This is a genomic window from Massilia phyllostachyos (assembly GCF_021044825.1).
Taxonomy (GTDB): Bacteria; Pseudomonadota; Gammaproteobacteria; order Burkholderiales; family Burkholderiaceae_D; genus Telluria; species Telluria phyllostachyos.
Genome location: NZ_JAJNOC010000001.1, coordinates 615,156 through 630,200, shown reverse-complemented (window position 1 = coordinate 630,200; position 15,045 = coordinate 615,156). Strand labels below are relative to the sequence as shown.

Genomic DNA, 15,045 nt, shown 5'->3' with positions numbered 1-15,045 from the left:
TCTTGCATCCAAGACGGAGCCTGAGCGCCCACTATGCGCGCGCTGGCGGCTGGCGCTCAGGCAGCGCCCTGCTGGGCCGCCTCGTCTTCCGCCGGCGCCTCGCCTTCGCTGCCTTCGCCGGCCGGCGCGCCATCCTGGCCTTCCGGGGCCGCCAGCTTGGCCTCCTGCTTGCGCCGCGCCTTTTCCTCGGCCTTGCGCTTCTTCTCGAGTTCCCGTTGCCGCTTTTCGTACTGGAAATTGGTCCGTGCCATGTTCACCTCATGTCGCGCTGTGCCGATTGAAGAAGGATGTCCACTGCCATGCTGCCCGGCCATTATGGACGAGGGAATGCGCCGCGGTTTGAATTAACCCCGCGGATGATGCTGGGCGTGCAGGTGCTTGAGGCGCTCGCGCGCAACATGCGTGTAAATCTGTGTGGTAGAAATGTCGGCGTGGCCAAGCAGCAGCTGCACCACGCGCAGGTCGGCGCCATGGTTCAGCAGGTGGGTGGCGAAGGCGTGGCGCAGGGTGTGCGGCGACAACGGCCCCTTGATGCCGGCCTTGGCCGCATGTTTCTTGATCAGGATCCAGAACATCTGACGCGTCATCGCCCCGCCGCGTCCGGTGACGAACAGGGCATCGTCGACCTGGCCGTTCAGGATGATGCCGCGCGCATCCTTCAGATACCGTTCCAGCCACAGCCGCGCCTCCTGTCCGAACGGCACCAGGCGGGTCTTGCTGCCCTTGCCGGTGATGCGCAGCACGCCATCGTTCAGGCTCACTTCGACCAGTTTCAGGGCCACCAGTTCCGACACCCGCAAGCCGCTGGCATACATCAGTTCCAGCATGGTGCGCTCGCGCAAACCGAGCGGCGTGGATACATCGGGCGCGTCCAGCAAGGCGTCGATCTGGCTTTCCGTCAGGGTATGGACGAAACGCAGAGGCTGCTTGGCCGAAGCCATCTTGAGGCAGGGATCCTGCGCGATCTGGTTGCGGCGCAGCGCCAGCCCATAGAAGCGCTTGAGCACCGACAGGCGCCGGTTGGCCGAGCTCGGGCGGGTGTCCTCGTGGCGTTCGGCGAAGTAGGCGGCGATGTCTTCCGGCTGCACGGCCAGCAGGCTGGCGCGCCCGGGGCGCGTGGCCTCCAGCCAGCCGGCGAACAATTTCAGGTCGCGGCGGTAGGCGTCGAGCGAATTTTTGGCCAGCCCCTGTTCCAGCCAGAGGGTGTCGCAGAACTCGTCGATCAGTCCCAGATCGATTGCTGCTGCCATGGAGATGCGGTGGCGCCTTCGTGGCGCAGCAGCCAGCGCTTGACGGATAAATGAAAGCCGTTTTCGTCGTCCTGGTTCGAGAAGCCGCCCAGGCCGCCGGATGCGGTGACGCGGTGGCAGGGAATGATCAGGGGGAACCAGTTGGCGCCGCAAGCCTGGCCAACCGCGCGCGGGGCCGAGCCGAGGGTCTTGGCCAGCAGGCCGTAGGTCTTGACGCTGCCGCGCGGGATGCTGGAAATCTCGTCCCAGACGCGGCGCTGGAAGTCGGTGCCGGCCGCAAACAGGGGCAGGTCGAAACGGAAATCGGGGTCTTCGAGATATTGCGCGACCTGGTGGGCGGCCTCGGCGGCCACCGGGTTGTCGGCGGCCTGTTCCTCGAACGAGGGCGGCAGGTAGACCAGCTCGCGCACCGAATTATCCTGCGTGCGGATGCCGATCGCGCCGAAAGGGGCCGGCACGATGGCGTTGAACGAAACCTGGTCAGTCTTCATGCGCTTATTCTAAACCGCCGGGCGGGCGGCGGACGAAAAAAAAGCGCACTCGAAGGTGCGCTCCAATTCGGGTCACGTCCCCGGCCGTTTAGCTGTGCTAACGGCTTCTGTAAAACGTGTGTCTCCTCGATTGTTCTCCGGTATGGATTACCGTGATTTTCTCTATGCTCCCCAAAACCGTGTGTGTTCTGTTCGCGTACGCACCATGTGAGTGCGTGAGGTCCCCATCATAACGCAAGCTTTAATTGGAAACGTATCTTTTCGACCACATTCCAGGAAATTATTTTAGTTATCAAGAAAACGCATGAGCGTTCGCATCGCTTGTCATCCCGCTGTCATGGCCGGGCGACTTCGCGCTGGATCGCCCCGACTACGTCTTTGCCGATGCGCTCTTCCATGCGTGCATACACCGGCGCCATCGCCTTGCGCCACTCGGCCTGCTGCTGCGGGCTGAGCGTGTGGATGGTGGTCGTCCCCGCGCGCCGGATCGATTCCAGCGCGGCGTCGTTGGTGCGCTGGGCGATCGTCTTCTCGTAGGCGGTGGCCTCTGCCATGGCGCGCTCGAGGATGCGGCGCGTGCCGGCCGGCAGGCCGTCCCAGAATTTCTTATTGACGATCACCGCATAGCCCAGGTAGCCATGGTTAGACAACGTCAGGTGCTTCTGGGTTTCATGCATGCGCTGGGTGTACATGTTGGAGGGGGTGTTCTCGGTGCCCTGCACCACGCCCTCGCGCAGCGCCGGCGCGGTTTCCGAGAAGGCCAGCGAGAGCGGCTGGGCGCCCAGCACGCGCATCTGCTCGTCCAGCACGCGCGAGGACTGGATGCGCATGCGCAGGCCGCGGAAATCGGACGGCGCCAGCAGCGGCTTGTTGGCCGACATGATCTTGAAGCCATTGTCCCAATACGCCAGGCCGGTGATGCCCTTGGCTTCCAGCTTGCGCAGCAGGCCGCGGCCAATGCGCCCTTCGGTGACGGCGTACAACGCCTGCTTGGACGGGAAGATGTAGGGCAGGTCGAAGGCTTCGAATTCCTTCACGCCCAGCGGCGAGAACTTGGCCAGCGAGGGCGCCAGCATCTGCACCGCGCCCAGCTGCAGGGCTTCGAGTTCCTCGCGGTCCCTGTAGAGCTGGCTGTTCGGGTAGACTTCCACCTTCACCCGGCCATTGCTCATCTGCTCGGCCAGGGCCTTGAAGCGCAGCGCGGCCTGCCCCTTCGGCGTATCGGGCGTGACCACGTGGCTGAACTTGATGATGATCGGCGCGCCCTGCGTCTGCGCGAAGGCGCCGGCGCTGGCGGCGAGTCCGGCGCAGGCCATCAGCGCCGCGGCCAGGAGAGGGAATCGCATGGCGGTGTTCCAGGTTTGACGGGTTAAACAAAGAGAATAAGATGATCGCAGTCTGCGCGCCGCATGGCCGGCGCACCATCGTGGACTTCCACAATCGCCCGACAGTGTAAGGGATGTCGACGTGCCCATGAAATTTCCTTCCGCCCAGCCCGCGGCCGCCCAACGCGCGCGCTCCTGGCGCTGGCTGGTGCCGGTGCTGCTGGTGCTGCTGTTCCTCGCGGTGCTGGTCTGGCTGCCGTGGCAGGCGCGCCAGATGGAGGCCACCGAGCGCCAGGAGCAATTGATCGCTGACACGCTGTGGGTCGAACAGACCCTGCGCTTCGAACTGGCGCGCAGCGAGGAAGCCCTGGCCGGCCTCGGCGCCGACCTGGTCAATCATCCGCCCACGCCAGCCGCCCTGGACGCGCGCTTCAAGCAGATGTTCAACAACGGCCACGAGCTGGTGCGCGCGGTCTGGTACGGCGTCGACGGACAGGTGCTGGCCAGCCACGGCCTGGAGCCGCCCGCCGCCCTGCCCGCGCCGACGCGCCTGGCCGCCGACATCGCGAACGGCACCCGCCGCCCCCGCTACAGCGAGCCCTACGGCGCCACCTCCGCCACCCCGGGCCTGCTCGACTACGTGCTGCCCCTGTACGCGAACGGGCGCCCGGCCGGCAGCCTGGTGGCGACCTACAGCCTGCAGATCCTGCTCGACGAAACCGTGCCCTGGTGGTTCGCCCAGGACAATGCCCTGACCCTGCTCGATCGCGACGACGATCCGGTGGCGCGCCGCGCGGCCGGCGGCCCGGGGCGCGGCATCTACACCCACCGGCGCGAACTCGACCTGCCGGGCGCGCTGGTGATCCTGTCCACCGACAGCACCAAGCGCGCGCCGCAACTGCTGCCCAACCTGCTGGTCGGTTCGGTGATCGTGCTGGCCCTCGGCCTGGTGCTCAGCCTGGGCGCGCTGTGGCGCCACATCTCGCGCACCCTGGCCGCCGAAAGCGCGCTGCGCCAGCAGATGGCTTTTCGCACCGCGATGGAAAACTCCCTGATCACGGGACTGCGCGCGCGCGACCTCGAGGGACGCGTGACCTACGTCAACCGGGCCTTCTGCGAGATCGTCGGCCACTCGGCGGAAGAACTGGTCGGCAAGAAACCGCCCATGCCCTATTGGGCGCCGGAAGCGATGGCCGAGTACGAGGAACGCTTCCGCGGCGTGCTGTCCGGGAATATCACGCCGCAATTCGAGACCGTGTTCCAGCGCCCCGACGGCGTGCGGGTGCCGGTGCTGGTGTTCGAGGCGCCGCTGGTGGATGCCTACGGACGCCAGAGCGGCTGGATGAGCTCGATCCTCGACATCACCGACCGCAAGCGCGCCGAGGAACTCAATCGCCAGCAGCAGGCCAAGCTGGAAGCCAGCGCGCGCCTCGCGACCATGGGGGAGATTTCCTCGATGCTGGCGCACGAGCTGAACCAGCCGCTGGCGGCGATCTCGAGCTACACGGCGGGCGCGATCAATGTCCTGGAGCGCAACAACACATCCGGCGAGCCGGTCAACGGCGGCATGCTGCGCCACGCGCTGGAACAGGCGCGCCAGCAGGCCCAGCGCGCCGGCCAGATCATCCGCAGCGTGCACGAATTCGTGAAGAAACGCGAACCGCGCCGCGAACAGGTGACGATCCGCAGCGTGATCGACGGCGTGCGCGCCCTGGTCGAGCTGCAGGCGCGCCAGGCCGGCGTGACCCTGCGGGTCGAGCTGCCGCCCCAGCTGCCCGCGGTGCTGGCCGACCGCGTGATGCTGGAGCAGGTGCTGCTCAACCTCACCCGCAACGCTATCGAAGCGATGCAGGACACCGCGCCGGGACAGCGCGTGCTGCGCATCGCGGCCGCCCATATCGAGGACAAGGTGGCGGTGTCGGTGATCGACCGCGGCCACGGAATTCCGGAAAACGTCGCCGCCGGCCTGTTCGAGCCCTTCTATTCGACCAAGGCCGAGGGCATGGGCATGGGCCTGTCGATCTGCCGCACCGCGATCGAATTCCACGGCGGCACCCTGACGCACGCGCCGAACCCCGGCGGCGGCACCGTGTTCACCTTCGCGCTGCCGACCCAAGCGGCGAACGGGACGCTGGGCTAAAATCCGCCTGCAACCCAGCATAACAACATCGACAGACGGAGACACCCATGCTGCACATCGTCGACGACGAAGACGTCATCCGCGACGCCCTGGCCTGGCTGGCGCAGTCGCGCGGCCTGCAGGCGCGCGGCTATTCGGGCGGCCAGGCCTTTCTCGACGAGGTCAGGCAGCCCGATCCGGAAGGCGACTGCGTGCTGCTGGACGTGCGCATGCCCGACATGAACGGCATCGCGGTGTTCGACCAGCTGGTGGCGCGCGGCCTGCTCGCGCGCCTGCCGGTGATCTTCCTCACCGGCCACGGCGACGTGCCGATGGCGGTCGACTCGCTCAAGCGCGGCGCCTTCGATTTCTTCGAAAAACCGTTCAACGACAATATGCTGATGGACCGGGTCGAGGAAGCCCTGGCGGCCTCGCGCAAGGCGGCCGACTCGGCGGCGGTGCAGGAGCGCCTGGCAACCTTGTCCGCGCGCGAGCGCGAGGTGCTGGATTTGATCCTGGCCGGGATGATGAACAAGGTCGTGGCGGACAAGCTGGGTATCAGCATGCGGACGGTGGAGGTGCACCGCGCCCACATTTTCGACAAGATGCAAGTCAAGACGGCCGTCGAACTGGCCGGGCTGCTCAAGTAGAGGGTGTGAAAAATGGGCGGTCCTCCGCCCACGCGTTCAACCACCCGATAAACAGCCGCGCCGCCACCATTCACAAGGGAGTTGAACGCGTGGGCGAGGGATCGCCCACCCTACGGATATCCGATCGTCATGGATTTTTGCACGCATGCAAGCGTTCGAGCCTCTTGAACGAAGCCTTGTAAAATCAGCCTGAACGCCTCGCCGCATTGCGCGGCGAGCAATTGCATTTAGGAATACTCATGAACGAAAAAACTGTCGCAGACAAAATGTTCCTGAGGACGGCCAAATCGATGCTGATCCTCAATGGCCAGGCCAACCCCAGCGTGGCGGCGCAGATGCCTGCCGAGCTCGTCAAGGAAGGTGACGGCCCCTTCGACGTCATCCTGATGTTCGCCCTCAACCGCAAGGAACTCGAACAATACCTCCCCACCGCCAAGGAACGCCTCGGCGACAAGGGTTCGCTCTGGATCGCCTACCTCAAGCAGACCGCCTCCAAGGCGACCGACATCCACCGCGATTCGATCAATGCCTACGCCAAGGAAAACGGCATCACCGGCGTGGCGATGATCTCGATCGACGGCGACTGGTCAGCCCTGCGCCTCAAGCGCATCGAGTGATGCGCCGTGGCGCGCCAGCGCCCACCCCACGTGCTCGCGCACCAGGCTGGATGGGTGCGCGGCACGCTTCCGCAGCGCCGCCACGATCGCCGCCACGTCGGCGCCTTCCTCCCCCGCCGCATTCCCCAGCCCGACCGCCAGGTTGCGCAGCCAGCGCTCGTGGCCGATGCGGCGGATTGGACTGCCTTCCATCCGGCGGTTGAATTCTTCCTCGTCCCAGGCGAACAACGCGATCATCCCCGCTTCGCCCAGGCCATTTCTCTCATCGAAATCCGGCACGCTGGCGCGTTGCGCGAACTTGTTCCACGGGCAAGCCAGCTGGCAATCGTCGCAGCCGTAGATGCGGTTGCCGATCAGCGGCCGCAATTCTTCCGGGATGCTGCCCTTGAGCTCGATGGTGAGATAGGAAATGCAGCGCCGCGCATCCAGCCGCCCCGGACCGAGGATGGCCTGGGTCGGGCAGGCGACGATGCAGGCGCTGCAGGCGCCGCAGTGGGCGCCGGTGGGCGGATCGACCGGCAATGGCAAATCGACCAGGATCTCGCCGATGAAGAAGGTCGAGCCGGCGTCGCGCGACAGCAGCAGGGTGTGCTTGCCGCGCCAGCCCAGGCCCGCCTTTTCCGCCAGCGGCAACTCCATCACCGGCGCCGAATCGGTGAACACGCGGTAACCGAGTTCGCCGACCGCCGCCTTGACCTTTTCCGCCAGCGCCTGCAGTCGGTTGCGCAGCACCTTGTGGTAATCGCGGCCGCGCGCATACACCGAGACCACGGCCGCGCCCGGATCCGACTGGCGGGTGCGCTCCTGCTCGCGCCAGCCCTCCTCGCGCCCCATCGGCAGGTAATCCATGCGCGCGACGATGGCGCGCACCGTGCCCGGCACCAGCTCGCCGGGCCGCGCACGCTTCATGCCGTGGCTTGCCATATAATCCATCTCGCCGTGGTAACCCGCGTCCAGCCAGGCCTGCAGGCCGGCTTCGGCATGCGCCAGGTCGACGTCCGCGATGCGCACGTCGGCGAAGCCGAGTTCGCGCCCCCACGCCTTGATGGCGCGGGCTAGTTCTGGCAGATCTGGGGTGGTGGTGGACATGGCAGGATGGAACTCAGGCGGCGTAACCGGCCGCGAATCAACTCGCTATTTTATTCGATGCAGCCCTTCAAAGCCTACTTGCCCGACGAATCCGCCACCATCGCCCTGGGGCAGGCGCTGGCGCGCGCGCTCCAGCCTGGCCTGGTGATCTACCTGCACGGCGACCTCGGCGCCGGCAAGACGGCGCTCACCCGCGCCCTGATCCAGGCCAGCGGGCACGGCGGTACGGTCAAGAGCCCGACCTACACCCTGTCGGAACCGTATCGCGTGAGCATCGATGGCCAGCCCGGCAACATCATCCACTACGACCTGTACCGGATGTCGAGCCCGGAAGAATTCCTGGATGCGGGCTTCCGCGACGACTTCGACGGGCGCAATGTCTGCATCGTCGAATGGCCGGAAAAGGGCGAGCCGGTGTTGCCGCCACCCGACGTCCGGGTATTGCTGAGCGTCAGTGGGCTCGGCCGTGAGGTAGAATTGCAGGCGTTGTCTCAATTGGGCCTGCTATGCCTCGACCGTCTCGCCTACGCCCCGCCGCCCTGACTCCCGCTTCCTCGCACCGCCGCACCCTGATCAAGGCGGGCGGCACCCTGCTGCTGTCCGTGTTCACGCCGCTCACCGCCGGCGCGGCCCAGATCATGGCCGTGCGCGTGTGGCCGGCGCCGGACTACACCCGCGTCACGCTGGAAAACGACAGCGAGCTGAAAACCACCCATTTCCTGGTGACCGATCCGCCGCGCCTGGTGGTCGACATCGACGGCCTGGCGCTCAACGCCACCCTGAAAAGCCTGGTCGCCAAGGTCGAATCGAACGACCCCTACATCAAGCAGGTGCGCGTCGGCCAGAACCGGCCGAACGTGGTGCGCCTGGTGTTCGACCTGAAGGAAGAGATCAAGCCGCAGGTGTTTACGCTGGCGCCGGTGGCCGGCTACCAGCACCGCCTGATCTTCGACCTGTACCCGGTGAGGCCGGTCGATCCGCTCGCCGCCATGATTCAGAAGGGCGAGTGGAGCACCGACGCCCCGGCCGCCGCGGTGGGCAGCGCCAACCCGGCCTCGCCCCTGCCGGCCGCGCCGCCGGCCCAGACCGGCGTGGTGCCGGACGCCATCGCCAAGCTCGAATCCGAGATGTCGGCCCAGAACGGCACCCCGCCGCCGCAGGCGATCCAGCCGACGCCGGGCAAGCAGGTCGCCAAGGCGCCGGCGCAGAAGGTGGTGCGGATGGTGACCATCGCGCTCGACCCGGGCCACGGCGGCGAAGACCCGGGCGCGATCGGCGCCACCGGCGCGCGCGAGAAGGACATCGTGCTGGCGGTCGCCAAGCGCCTCAAGGCCAAACTCGAGCAGATGCCCAATACCCGCGTGATGCTGACCCGCGACGGCGACTTCTTCGTCCCGCTCGGCCAGCGCGTGCAGAAGGCGCGCCAGGTGCAGGCCGACCTGTTCGTCTCGATCCACGCCGACGCCTGGGTCTCGCCCACCGCGCGCGGCTCCTCGGTCTTCGTGCTGTCCGAGAAGGGCGCGAGTTCGAGCGCGGCGCGCTGGCTGGCCAACGACCAGAACAAGGCCGACCTGATCGGCGGCGCCAACACCGCCGCGGTGCAGGACAAGCAGCTCGCCAGCGTGCTGTTCGACCTGTCGACCACGGCCCAGATCAACGACAGCATGAAGGTCGGCAAGGCCGTGCTGAAGGAGATCGGCGGCATCAACCGCCTGCACAAGGCCGCCGTCGAGCAGGCCGGCTTCGCCGTGCTCAAGGCGCCGGACATCCCCTCGATCCTGGTCGAAACCGCCTTCATCTCGAACCCCGACGAGGAAGCGCGCCTGCGCGACGACGGCTACCAGAACCAGCTGGCCGACGCCATTACCAAGGGCATCAAGCGCTATTTCGCCGACAACCCGCCGATGGCCAAGAACCGCCAGACCTGATTTTATCAACCATGACCCACGCCACCGCCATCACCTTCGGGCAGCTGCCCGCCATCCGCATCGCGGCGCCGGACGGCGCCCAGGCCATCGTGACGCTGTACGGCGCTCACCTGGTGTCGTGGACGGGGGCGGACGGCGGCGAGCGCATGTTCCTCAGTGCGAACTCCGCGCTGGACGGCGGCAAGGCGATCCGCGGCGGCGTGCCGGTGATCTTCCCCCAGTTCGCCGAACGCGGCGCCGGCATGCGCCACGGCTTCGCGCGCGTCAGCACCTGGGAGCTGGCCGCCAGCGGCCTCGATGGCGATACCGCCTGGGCCGAATTCCTGCTCGCGCCGCGCATGCTGGCCGAGCCGGTGCGCCAGGCCTGGGCCCACGACTTTGCCCTGCTGCTGCGCGTGGCGGTGTGCGCCAACGCGCTGTCCATGACGCTCACCGTGCGCAACGCGGGCGGCGCATCCTTCCCCTTCTCCGCCGCCCTGCACACCTACCACCTGGTGCCGGACGTGTGCGCGGTGCGCATCGAGGGCATCTCGTCGGACGAGATCTCGATCATCGACAAGCTCGACGAGGTCTATCAGCACGTGAGCGGCCGCGCCACCCTGGCGACCGGCGAGCGCACCCTGCTGCTCGAACAGAGCGGCTTCCTCGACGCGGTCGTGTGGAATCCGGGCGCGGCGGACACCGCGGCCCTGGCCGACATGGCGGACGACGAATACCAGCGTTTCGTGTGCATCGAGCCGGCGCTGCTCGAGCCGCATACCCTGGCGCCCGGCGAAACCTGGACCGGCACTTATCGCGTAAGCTGACCAGCGGCGGGCCGTCAAACTATCCGGGGCCTTGCCACCGTGATAAATTGAACGGATTACCCACCGTCCGTCCTGCTCGATGAAAAAACTCGCGATCGCCGCCGCCTGCTCCCTGCTCACCGCCTGCGCCACCACCGCCCCACCCGCTTCCCTCAGCAACTACACCGTCGATTCCGGCGTCGCCCGCAGCCCGGACCAGCTGGCGCTCAGCTTCGAGAAGGCCGATCTCAAGATCCGCGTCGAGCCCAAGACCCGCAGCATCCAGGGCGACGCCATGCTCACCTTCGGCACCCGCCAGCCGGTCGACCGCATCGAACTCGACCTCGACCGCAACCTGCCGATCGACGCCATCGAGGTGGATGGCCAGCCGCTCGCCGCCGGCGGCTGGAGCAATCCGGAGGGCCGCCTCACCGTGAAGCTGCCGCAGCGCCTGGAGCCGGGGAGGCAAACCACGATCCGCGTGCGCTACCACGGCACGCCGCACGTCGCGAAGAATGCGCCGTGGGACGGCGGCTTTGTCTGGTCGCAGACGCCAGACGGCCAGCCCTGGGTGGCCAGCGCCGTCCAGGGCGAAGGCTGCGACCTGTTCTGGCCCTGCATCGACCACCCCACCGGCAAACCGAAGCAGGTCGACCAGCACTTCACCGTGCCGTCGCCGCTGGTCGCGGCCGGCGCCGGGGTCGCGCAAGGCATGGAGGAGAAGGACGGCTGGCGCACCTGGCACTGGAGCACGAAGAACCCCAGCACCTACGGCATCTCGATCAACGTCGGCCCCTATAAACTCCTGGAAGGGAATTACGCCAGCCGCTACGGCAACACCATCCCGCTGCGCTTCTGGTACCTGCCGCAGTACGACAAGCAGGCGGCGGAGCTGTTCAAGGAATTCCCGCAGATGCTCGAGTTCTTCGAACGCACCGTCGGCCCCTACCCCTTCGGCGACGAGAAGATGGGCGTGGTCGAGACTCCGCACAAGGGCATGGAACACCAGACCATCAACGCCTACGGCAACAAGTACGCCAAGACACAGTACGGCTACGACGAGCTGCTGCAGCACGAGCTGGCCCACGAGTGGTTCGGCAACCAGCTGACCAATGCCGACTGGGACGATATGTGGCTGCACGAGGGCCTCGGCACCTATATGCAGCCGCTCTACATGCAGTACCTGCGCGGCCAGCAAGCCTATTTCGCCGAGCTGATGGCGCAGCGCGCCGGCATCCAGAACAAGGCGCCGATCGTCTCGGGCAAGCCGCGTACCGAAGGCCAGGTCTACTCGCTAGAGCGCGGCGGCCCGGGCCAGGACATCTACACCAAGGGCGCGCTGGTGATGCACACGCTGCGCGGCCTGGTCGGCGACGACGCCTTCTTCCGCACCGTGCGCGAGAGCGTCTACGGCACCCCCGACCCACGCCCCGGCAACTTCCAGCCGCGCCTCGGCACCACCAGGGAATTCATGGAGATCGCCAAGCGCGTGAGCGGGCGCGACCTCGACTGGTTCTTCCAGGCCTACCTCTACCAGGCCAAGCTGCCGGAGCTGCAGGCGACCCGCAACGGCAACACGCTGAACCTGGCGTGGAAGACCGAGAAGGACACCCCCTTCCCGATGCCGGTCGAAGTGCGCGTCGGGAACCGCATCGTGAACGTGCCCATGGCGGACGGCCGCGGCACGGTCACGCTCGACGCGGATGCCCACTACGTGCTCGATCCGAATTCGAAGATCCTGCGCCGCGAGGAACATATCGAGCGCTTCCAGCAATACCGGGAAGAGCAGCGCAAGAAACGCAGCGCCGCGAAATAAGCACCGGCCTTGTTCGGGCACATTGTCGATAACCGTACCTTATTCGCAACATCCGCTTTTTCCGATTCAAATAGTTTGTTTCTTTGGATAGTGACAACGCTACTATTCCGAATTAGCAAAGAATCTTTGATAGGGAAAACTGATGCATACGAAGTTGAACGCGGGCGCACGCGCCGTGCGCGGCGCACTGCTCGCCGGCGCCTGGATGGCAGGCGGCGTGCTGGCGCTGCCGGCGCTGGCGCAGGAAACGCCGCAGGCGCAGGAACCGCAGGCGCAGCCCGCGCCCGCCGACATGCCGAAGGTCGAGATCACCGGCTCGGCGATCCGCCGCGTGCAGTCGGAGACCGCGCTGCCGGTGCAGATCGTCTCGCGCGCCGAGATCGAGAAGGCCGGCGTGACCACCGCCGCCGAGATCCTGGGCCGCGTCTCCGCCAACGTCAACGGCCTGACCGACGGCGCCAGCATCAATGTCGGCGGCGACCAGCGCGGCTTCAACAGCGCCAACCTGCGCGGCATCGGCACCTCCTCCACGCTGGTGCTGCTCAACGGCCGCCGCATGGCCAACTTCGCCTCCCCGGGCGACGACAGCGGCGTCGACCTGAACAACATCCCGGCCGCCGCGCTGGAACGGGTCGAGGTGCTGCTCGATGGCGCGTCGGCGCTGTACGGCACCGATGCGATCGGCGGCGTCATCAACTTCATCACGCGCAAGGACTTCCAGGGCCTGGAGCTGAACGCCTACGGCGGCAAGACCGATGAGGGCGGCGCCGGCAAGCGCACCGCCAGCATCAGCGCCGGCAAGGGCGACCTGGAACGCGACGGCTACAACGTGTTCGCGGTGGCCGACTTCCAGCGCACCGACGCGCTCAGCACCGCACAGCGCAAGTTCATCCCGAACCTGGAGGTCGAGAAGCGCCTCGGCCACCTGCTATCCGGTTACACCAGTCCGGCCAACATCCGCCTGACCTCGAACCAGCGCGACCGCCTGCAGGAACTCGGCTTCACCATCAATGGCCAGCCGATCACCAACCGGCTGATCAACCTGTCGGCGCCGAACTGCGCGCCGCCGGCCAACGTCTACCTGCCCGCCGGCACCGGCGGCGTCGATGCCTGCACCTACAACTACATGGGCGACACCGAGCTGTATCCGAAGACGGAAAAAGCGAGCCTGCTCAGCCGCGGCGTCGTGAAGCTGGGCGGCGGCCACCAGGCCTATGCCGAGGTGGCGCTGAGCCGCGCGAAGAGCTGGTACACCGGCTCCTCGGCGCGCGTGACCGGCTACATCGATTACCGCCTGGTGCCGCAATTGGTCGGCACCGGCCTCGAAGACCTCGACGACGACTATCCGGGCGAACTGGAACTGCGCATGCGCTTGAACGAAGCCGGCCAGCGCTCCAGCGAACTGACCAGCGAAGGCATGCGCTTCGTGGTCGGCGCCACCGGCGCCGTGGGCGGCTGGGATTACGACGTCGCCTACAACCACAGCGTCAACACGGTCAAGGACCGCGACACCCACGGCTATGTGCTGTATGACGAGCTGATGACGGGCATCCAGGAAGGCCTCATCAATCCCTTCGGGCCATCGAGCCAGGCGGGCCGCGACCTGATCGACAGCATCCAGGTCGACGACGTGGTGCGGCGCGCGCGCGGCACCCTCGACTCGGTCGACTTCAAGCTCTCGCGCACCTTCGGCGCCATGGCCGGCGGTAACCTGGCGCTGGCGGTCGGCGGCGAGGTGCGGCGCGAGAAGAACCGCTTCGACCCGTCCGCCCTGCTGCTGAGCGATAACATCAACAACGACGCGGCTCCGGAAGGCGGCCGCTCGACCCGCGACAGCCGCGACGTGGCCGGCCTGTACGGCGAAGTGCTGCTGCCGTTCGCGAAGCAGTGGGAAGCGCAGCTGTCGGCGCGCTACGACCGCTACGAGCAGGTCGGCGGCGCCGCCAGCCCGAAGATCGGCCTGAGCTACCGCCCCAGCGACGCCCTGCTGCTGCGCGCCTCGGCCGGGCGGGGTTTTCGCGCGCCGACGATGAACGAACTGTTCCGCCCGACCGTCTACAGCGCCACCGCCACCCTGCCCGACCCGGTCTACTGCGCCACCGTCGAGAACAACTACTCGGACTGCGCCGACAACTGGGACACCCGCCGCTACAGCAACCCGGACCTGAAGCCCGAACGCAGCCGCCAGTTCTCGCTCGGCGCCGCCTTCGCGGCCGGCCGCCACGTCAACCTCTCGCTCGACTACTGGAACATCAAGCGCACGGACCTGATCAGCGAGATCGGCGACGACATCATCCTCGGCAACCTGGCCAAGTACGGCGACCTGGTGTACCGCGACGAGGACGGCCTGATCGACTACATCGAGCTGCGCAAGGAAAACCGCGGCGCGCAGGTGGCGCGCGGCCTGGACCTGGCGGTGACGGTGCGCGGCGTCGACACCGCAATCGGCCGCTTCGGCGGACGCCTGAACGGCACCTACGTGCTGGCTTCGCGCATCCAGAATGCGCCGGGCGATGCGTTCGTCAGTAACCTGAACAAGTTCGTCACCGACGGCGTGGTGCAGCGCTGGCGCCATACGGTCAGCTTCGACTGGGACCGCGGCCCGCTGTCCGCCAGTTTGCAGAACACCTGGTCGAGCGGCTACGACGACCAGAACACCGCGATCAACATCGACGACGGTTCGGTGGTCGCGGCCAACAAGGTCAAGTCGTATTCGCTGTGGGATCTCTCGGGCGCCTGGCAGGCGACGCCGACCCTGAAGCTGCGCGCCGGCGTGCAGAACCTGTTCGACGAGAGCCCGCCGTATTCGAACCAGGCGTATTACTTCCTGTCGGGTTACGATCCGAGCTATACGGATCCGCGTGGGCGGCGCTTCTATGCCAGCGTGAATTACTCGTTTAAATGATTGGTGCGTGTCCAGGCGCCGAACAGCCTCTGCGCCCGGACATGATTCCGTCATGCCAAGTGTAGGGTGG

Annotated in this window: 13 protein-coding genes; 8 read left to right on the top strand and 5 right to left on the bottom strand. The window is 66.8% G+C overall.

Annotated features, from left to right (window positions below; genetic code table 11):
* Positions 1–56: 56 nt before the first annotated feature.
* The 4 genes from LQ564_RS02760 to LQ564_RS02745 form a co-directional block, all read right to left on the bottom strand.
* Positions 57–251, bottom strand: a complete 195-nt coding sequence (locus tag LQ564_RS02760; RefSeq protein WP_231056548.1) for a hypothetical protein — start codon at positions 249–251, stop codon at positions 57–59.
* Positions 252–344: 93 nt separating this feature from the next.
* On the bottom strand, positions 345–1,250 hold the full coding sequence (xerD, locus tag LQ564_RS02755) for a site-specific tyrosine recombinase XerD (protein ID WP_231056547.1): 906 nt from the start codon (positions 1,248–1,250) through the stop codon (positions 345–347).
* The gene (locus LQ564_RS02750) at positions 1,223–1,741 is read right to left on the bottom strand and encodes a methylated-DNA--[protein]-cysteine S-methyltransferase (RefSeq protein WP_231056546.1); all 519 of its coding nucleotides are present in this window, start codon (positions 1,739–1,741) and stop codon (positions 1,223–1,225) included. Before LQ564_RS02750 ends, xerD begins: the two co-directional genes overlap by 28 nt.
* A 335-nt stretch (positions 1,742–2,076) precedes the next feature.
* Positions 2,077–3,087 (bottom strand): TRAP transporter substrate-binding protein, encoded by a 1,011-nt coding sequence (locus tag LQ564_RS02745; protein WP_231056545.1) that lies wholly within the window; start codon positions 3,085–3,087, stop codon positions 2,077–2,079.
* Between the two features lie 127 nt (positions 3,088–3,214).
* Between LQ564_RS02745 and LQ564_RS02740 the strand changes: the two genes are divergently transcribed.
* The 3 genes from LQ564_RS02740 to LQ564_RS02730 all read left to right on the top strand — a co-directional run bounded on the left by LQ564_RS02740 (position 3,215) and on the right by LQ564_RS02730 (position 6,452).
* Positions 3,215–5,206, top strand: coding sequence for a two-component system sensor histidine kinase NtrB (locus tag LQ564_RS02740; protein WP_231056544.1), 1,992 nt, complete (start codon positions 3,215–3,217; stop codon positions 5,204–5,206).
* A gap of 47 nt (positions 5,207–5,253) precedes the next feature.
* On the top strand, positions 5,254–5,835 hold the full coding sequence (locus tag LQ564_RS02735; protein ID WP_231056543.1) for a response regulator transcription factor: 582 nt from the start codon (positions 5,254–5,256) through the stop codon (positions 5,833–5,835).
* Between the two features lie 290 nt (positions 5,836–6,125).
* A complete protein-coding gene (locus LQ564_RS02730; RefSeq protein ID WP_231056542.1) occupies positions 6,126–6,452 on the top strand; it encodes a DUF3052 family protein in 327 nt (108 codons plus the stop codon).
* On the opposite strand, the gene queG is transcribed toward LQ564_RS02730, so the two are convergent.
* Positions 6,423–7,541, bottom strand: a complete 1,119-nt coding sequence (queG, locus tag LQ564_RS02725; RefSeq protein WP_231056541.1) for a tRNA epoxyqueuosine(34) reductase QueG — start codon at positions 7,539–7,541, stop codon at positions 6,423–6,425. The two genes, LQ564_RS02730 and queG, sit on opposite strands and share 30 nt — an antisense overlap.
* A gap of 57 nt (positions 7,542–7,598) precedes the next feature.
* Between queG and tsaE the strand changes: the two genes are divergently transcribed.
* The 5 genes from tsaE (at position 7,599) to LQ564_RS02700 (ending at position 14,975) form a co-directional block, all read left to right on the top strand.
* Positions 7,599–8,084, top strand: a complete 486-nt coding sequence (gene tsaE, locus LQ564_RS02720; protein ID WP_231056540.1) for a tRNA (adenosine(37)-N6)-threonylcarbamoyltransferase complex ATPase subunit type 1 TsaE — start codon at positions 7,599–7,601, stop codon at positions 8,082–8,084.
* Complete coding sequence (locus LQ564_RS02715; RefSeq protein ID WP_231056539.1) at positions 8,048–9,469, top strand: N-acetylmuramoyl-L-alanine amidase; 1,422 nt, start codon at positions 8,048–8,050, stop codon at positions 9,467–9,469. Before tsaE ends, LQ564_RS02715 begins: the two co-directional genes overlap by 37 nt.
* A gap of 11 nt (positions 9,470–9,480) precedes the next feature.
* Positions 9,481–10,275 (top strand): D-hexose-6-phosphate mutarotase, encoded by a 795-nt coding sequence (locus tag LQ564_RS02710; protein WP_231056538.1) that lies wholly within the window; start codon positions 9,481–9,483, stop codon positions 10,273–10,275.
* A gap of 79 nt (positions 10,276–10,354) precedes the next feature.
* The gene (locus LQ564_RS02705) at positions 10,355–12,070 is read left to right on the top strand and encodes a M1 family metallopeptidase (protein ID WP_231056537.1); all 1,716 of its coding nucleotides are present in this window, start codon (positions 10,355–10,357) and stop codon (positions 12,068–12,070) included.
* A 142-nt stretch (positions 12,071–12,212) separates the two neighbouring features.
* The gene (locus tag LQ564_RS02700; RefSeq protein ID WP_231056536.1) at positions 12,213–14,975 is read left to right on the top strand and encodes a TonB-dependent receptor; all 2,763 of its coding nucleotides are present in this window, start codon (positions 12,213–12,215) and stop codon (positions 14,973–14,975) included.
* The last annotated feature ends 70 nt before the right edge of the window (positions 14,976–15,045 follow it).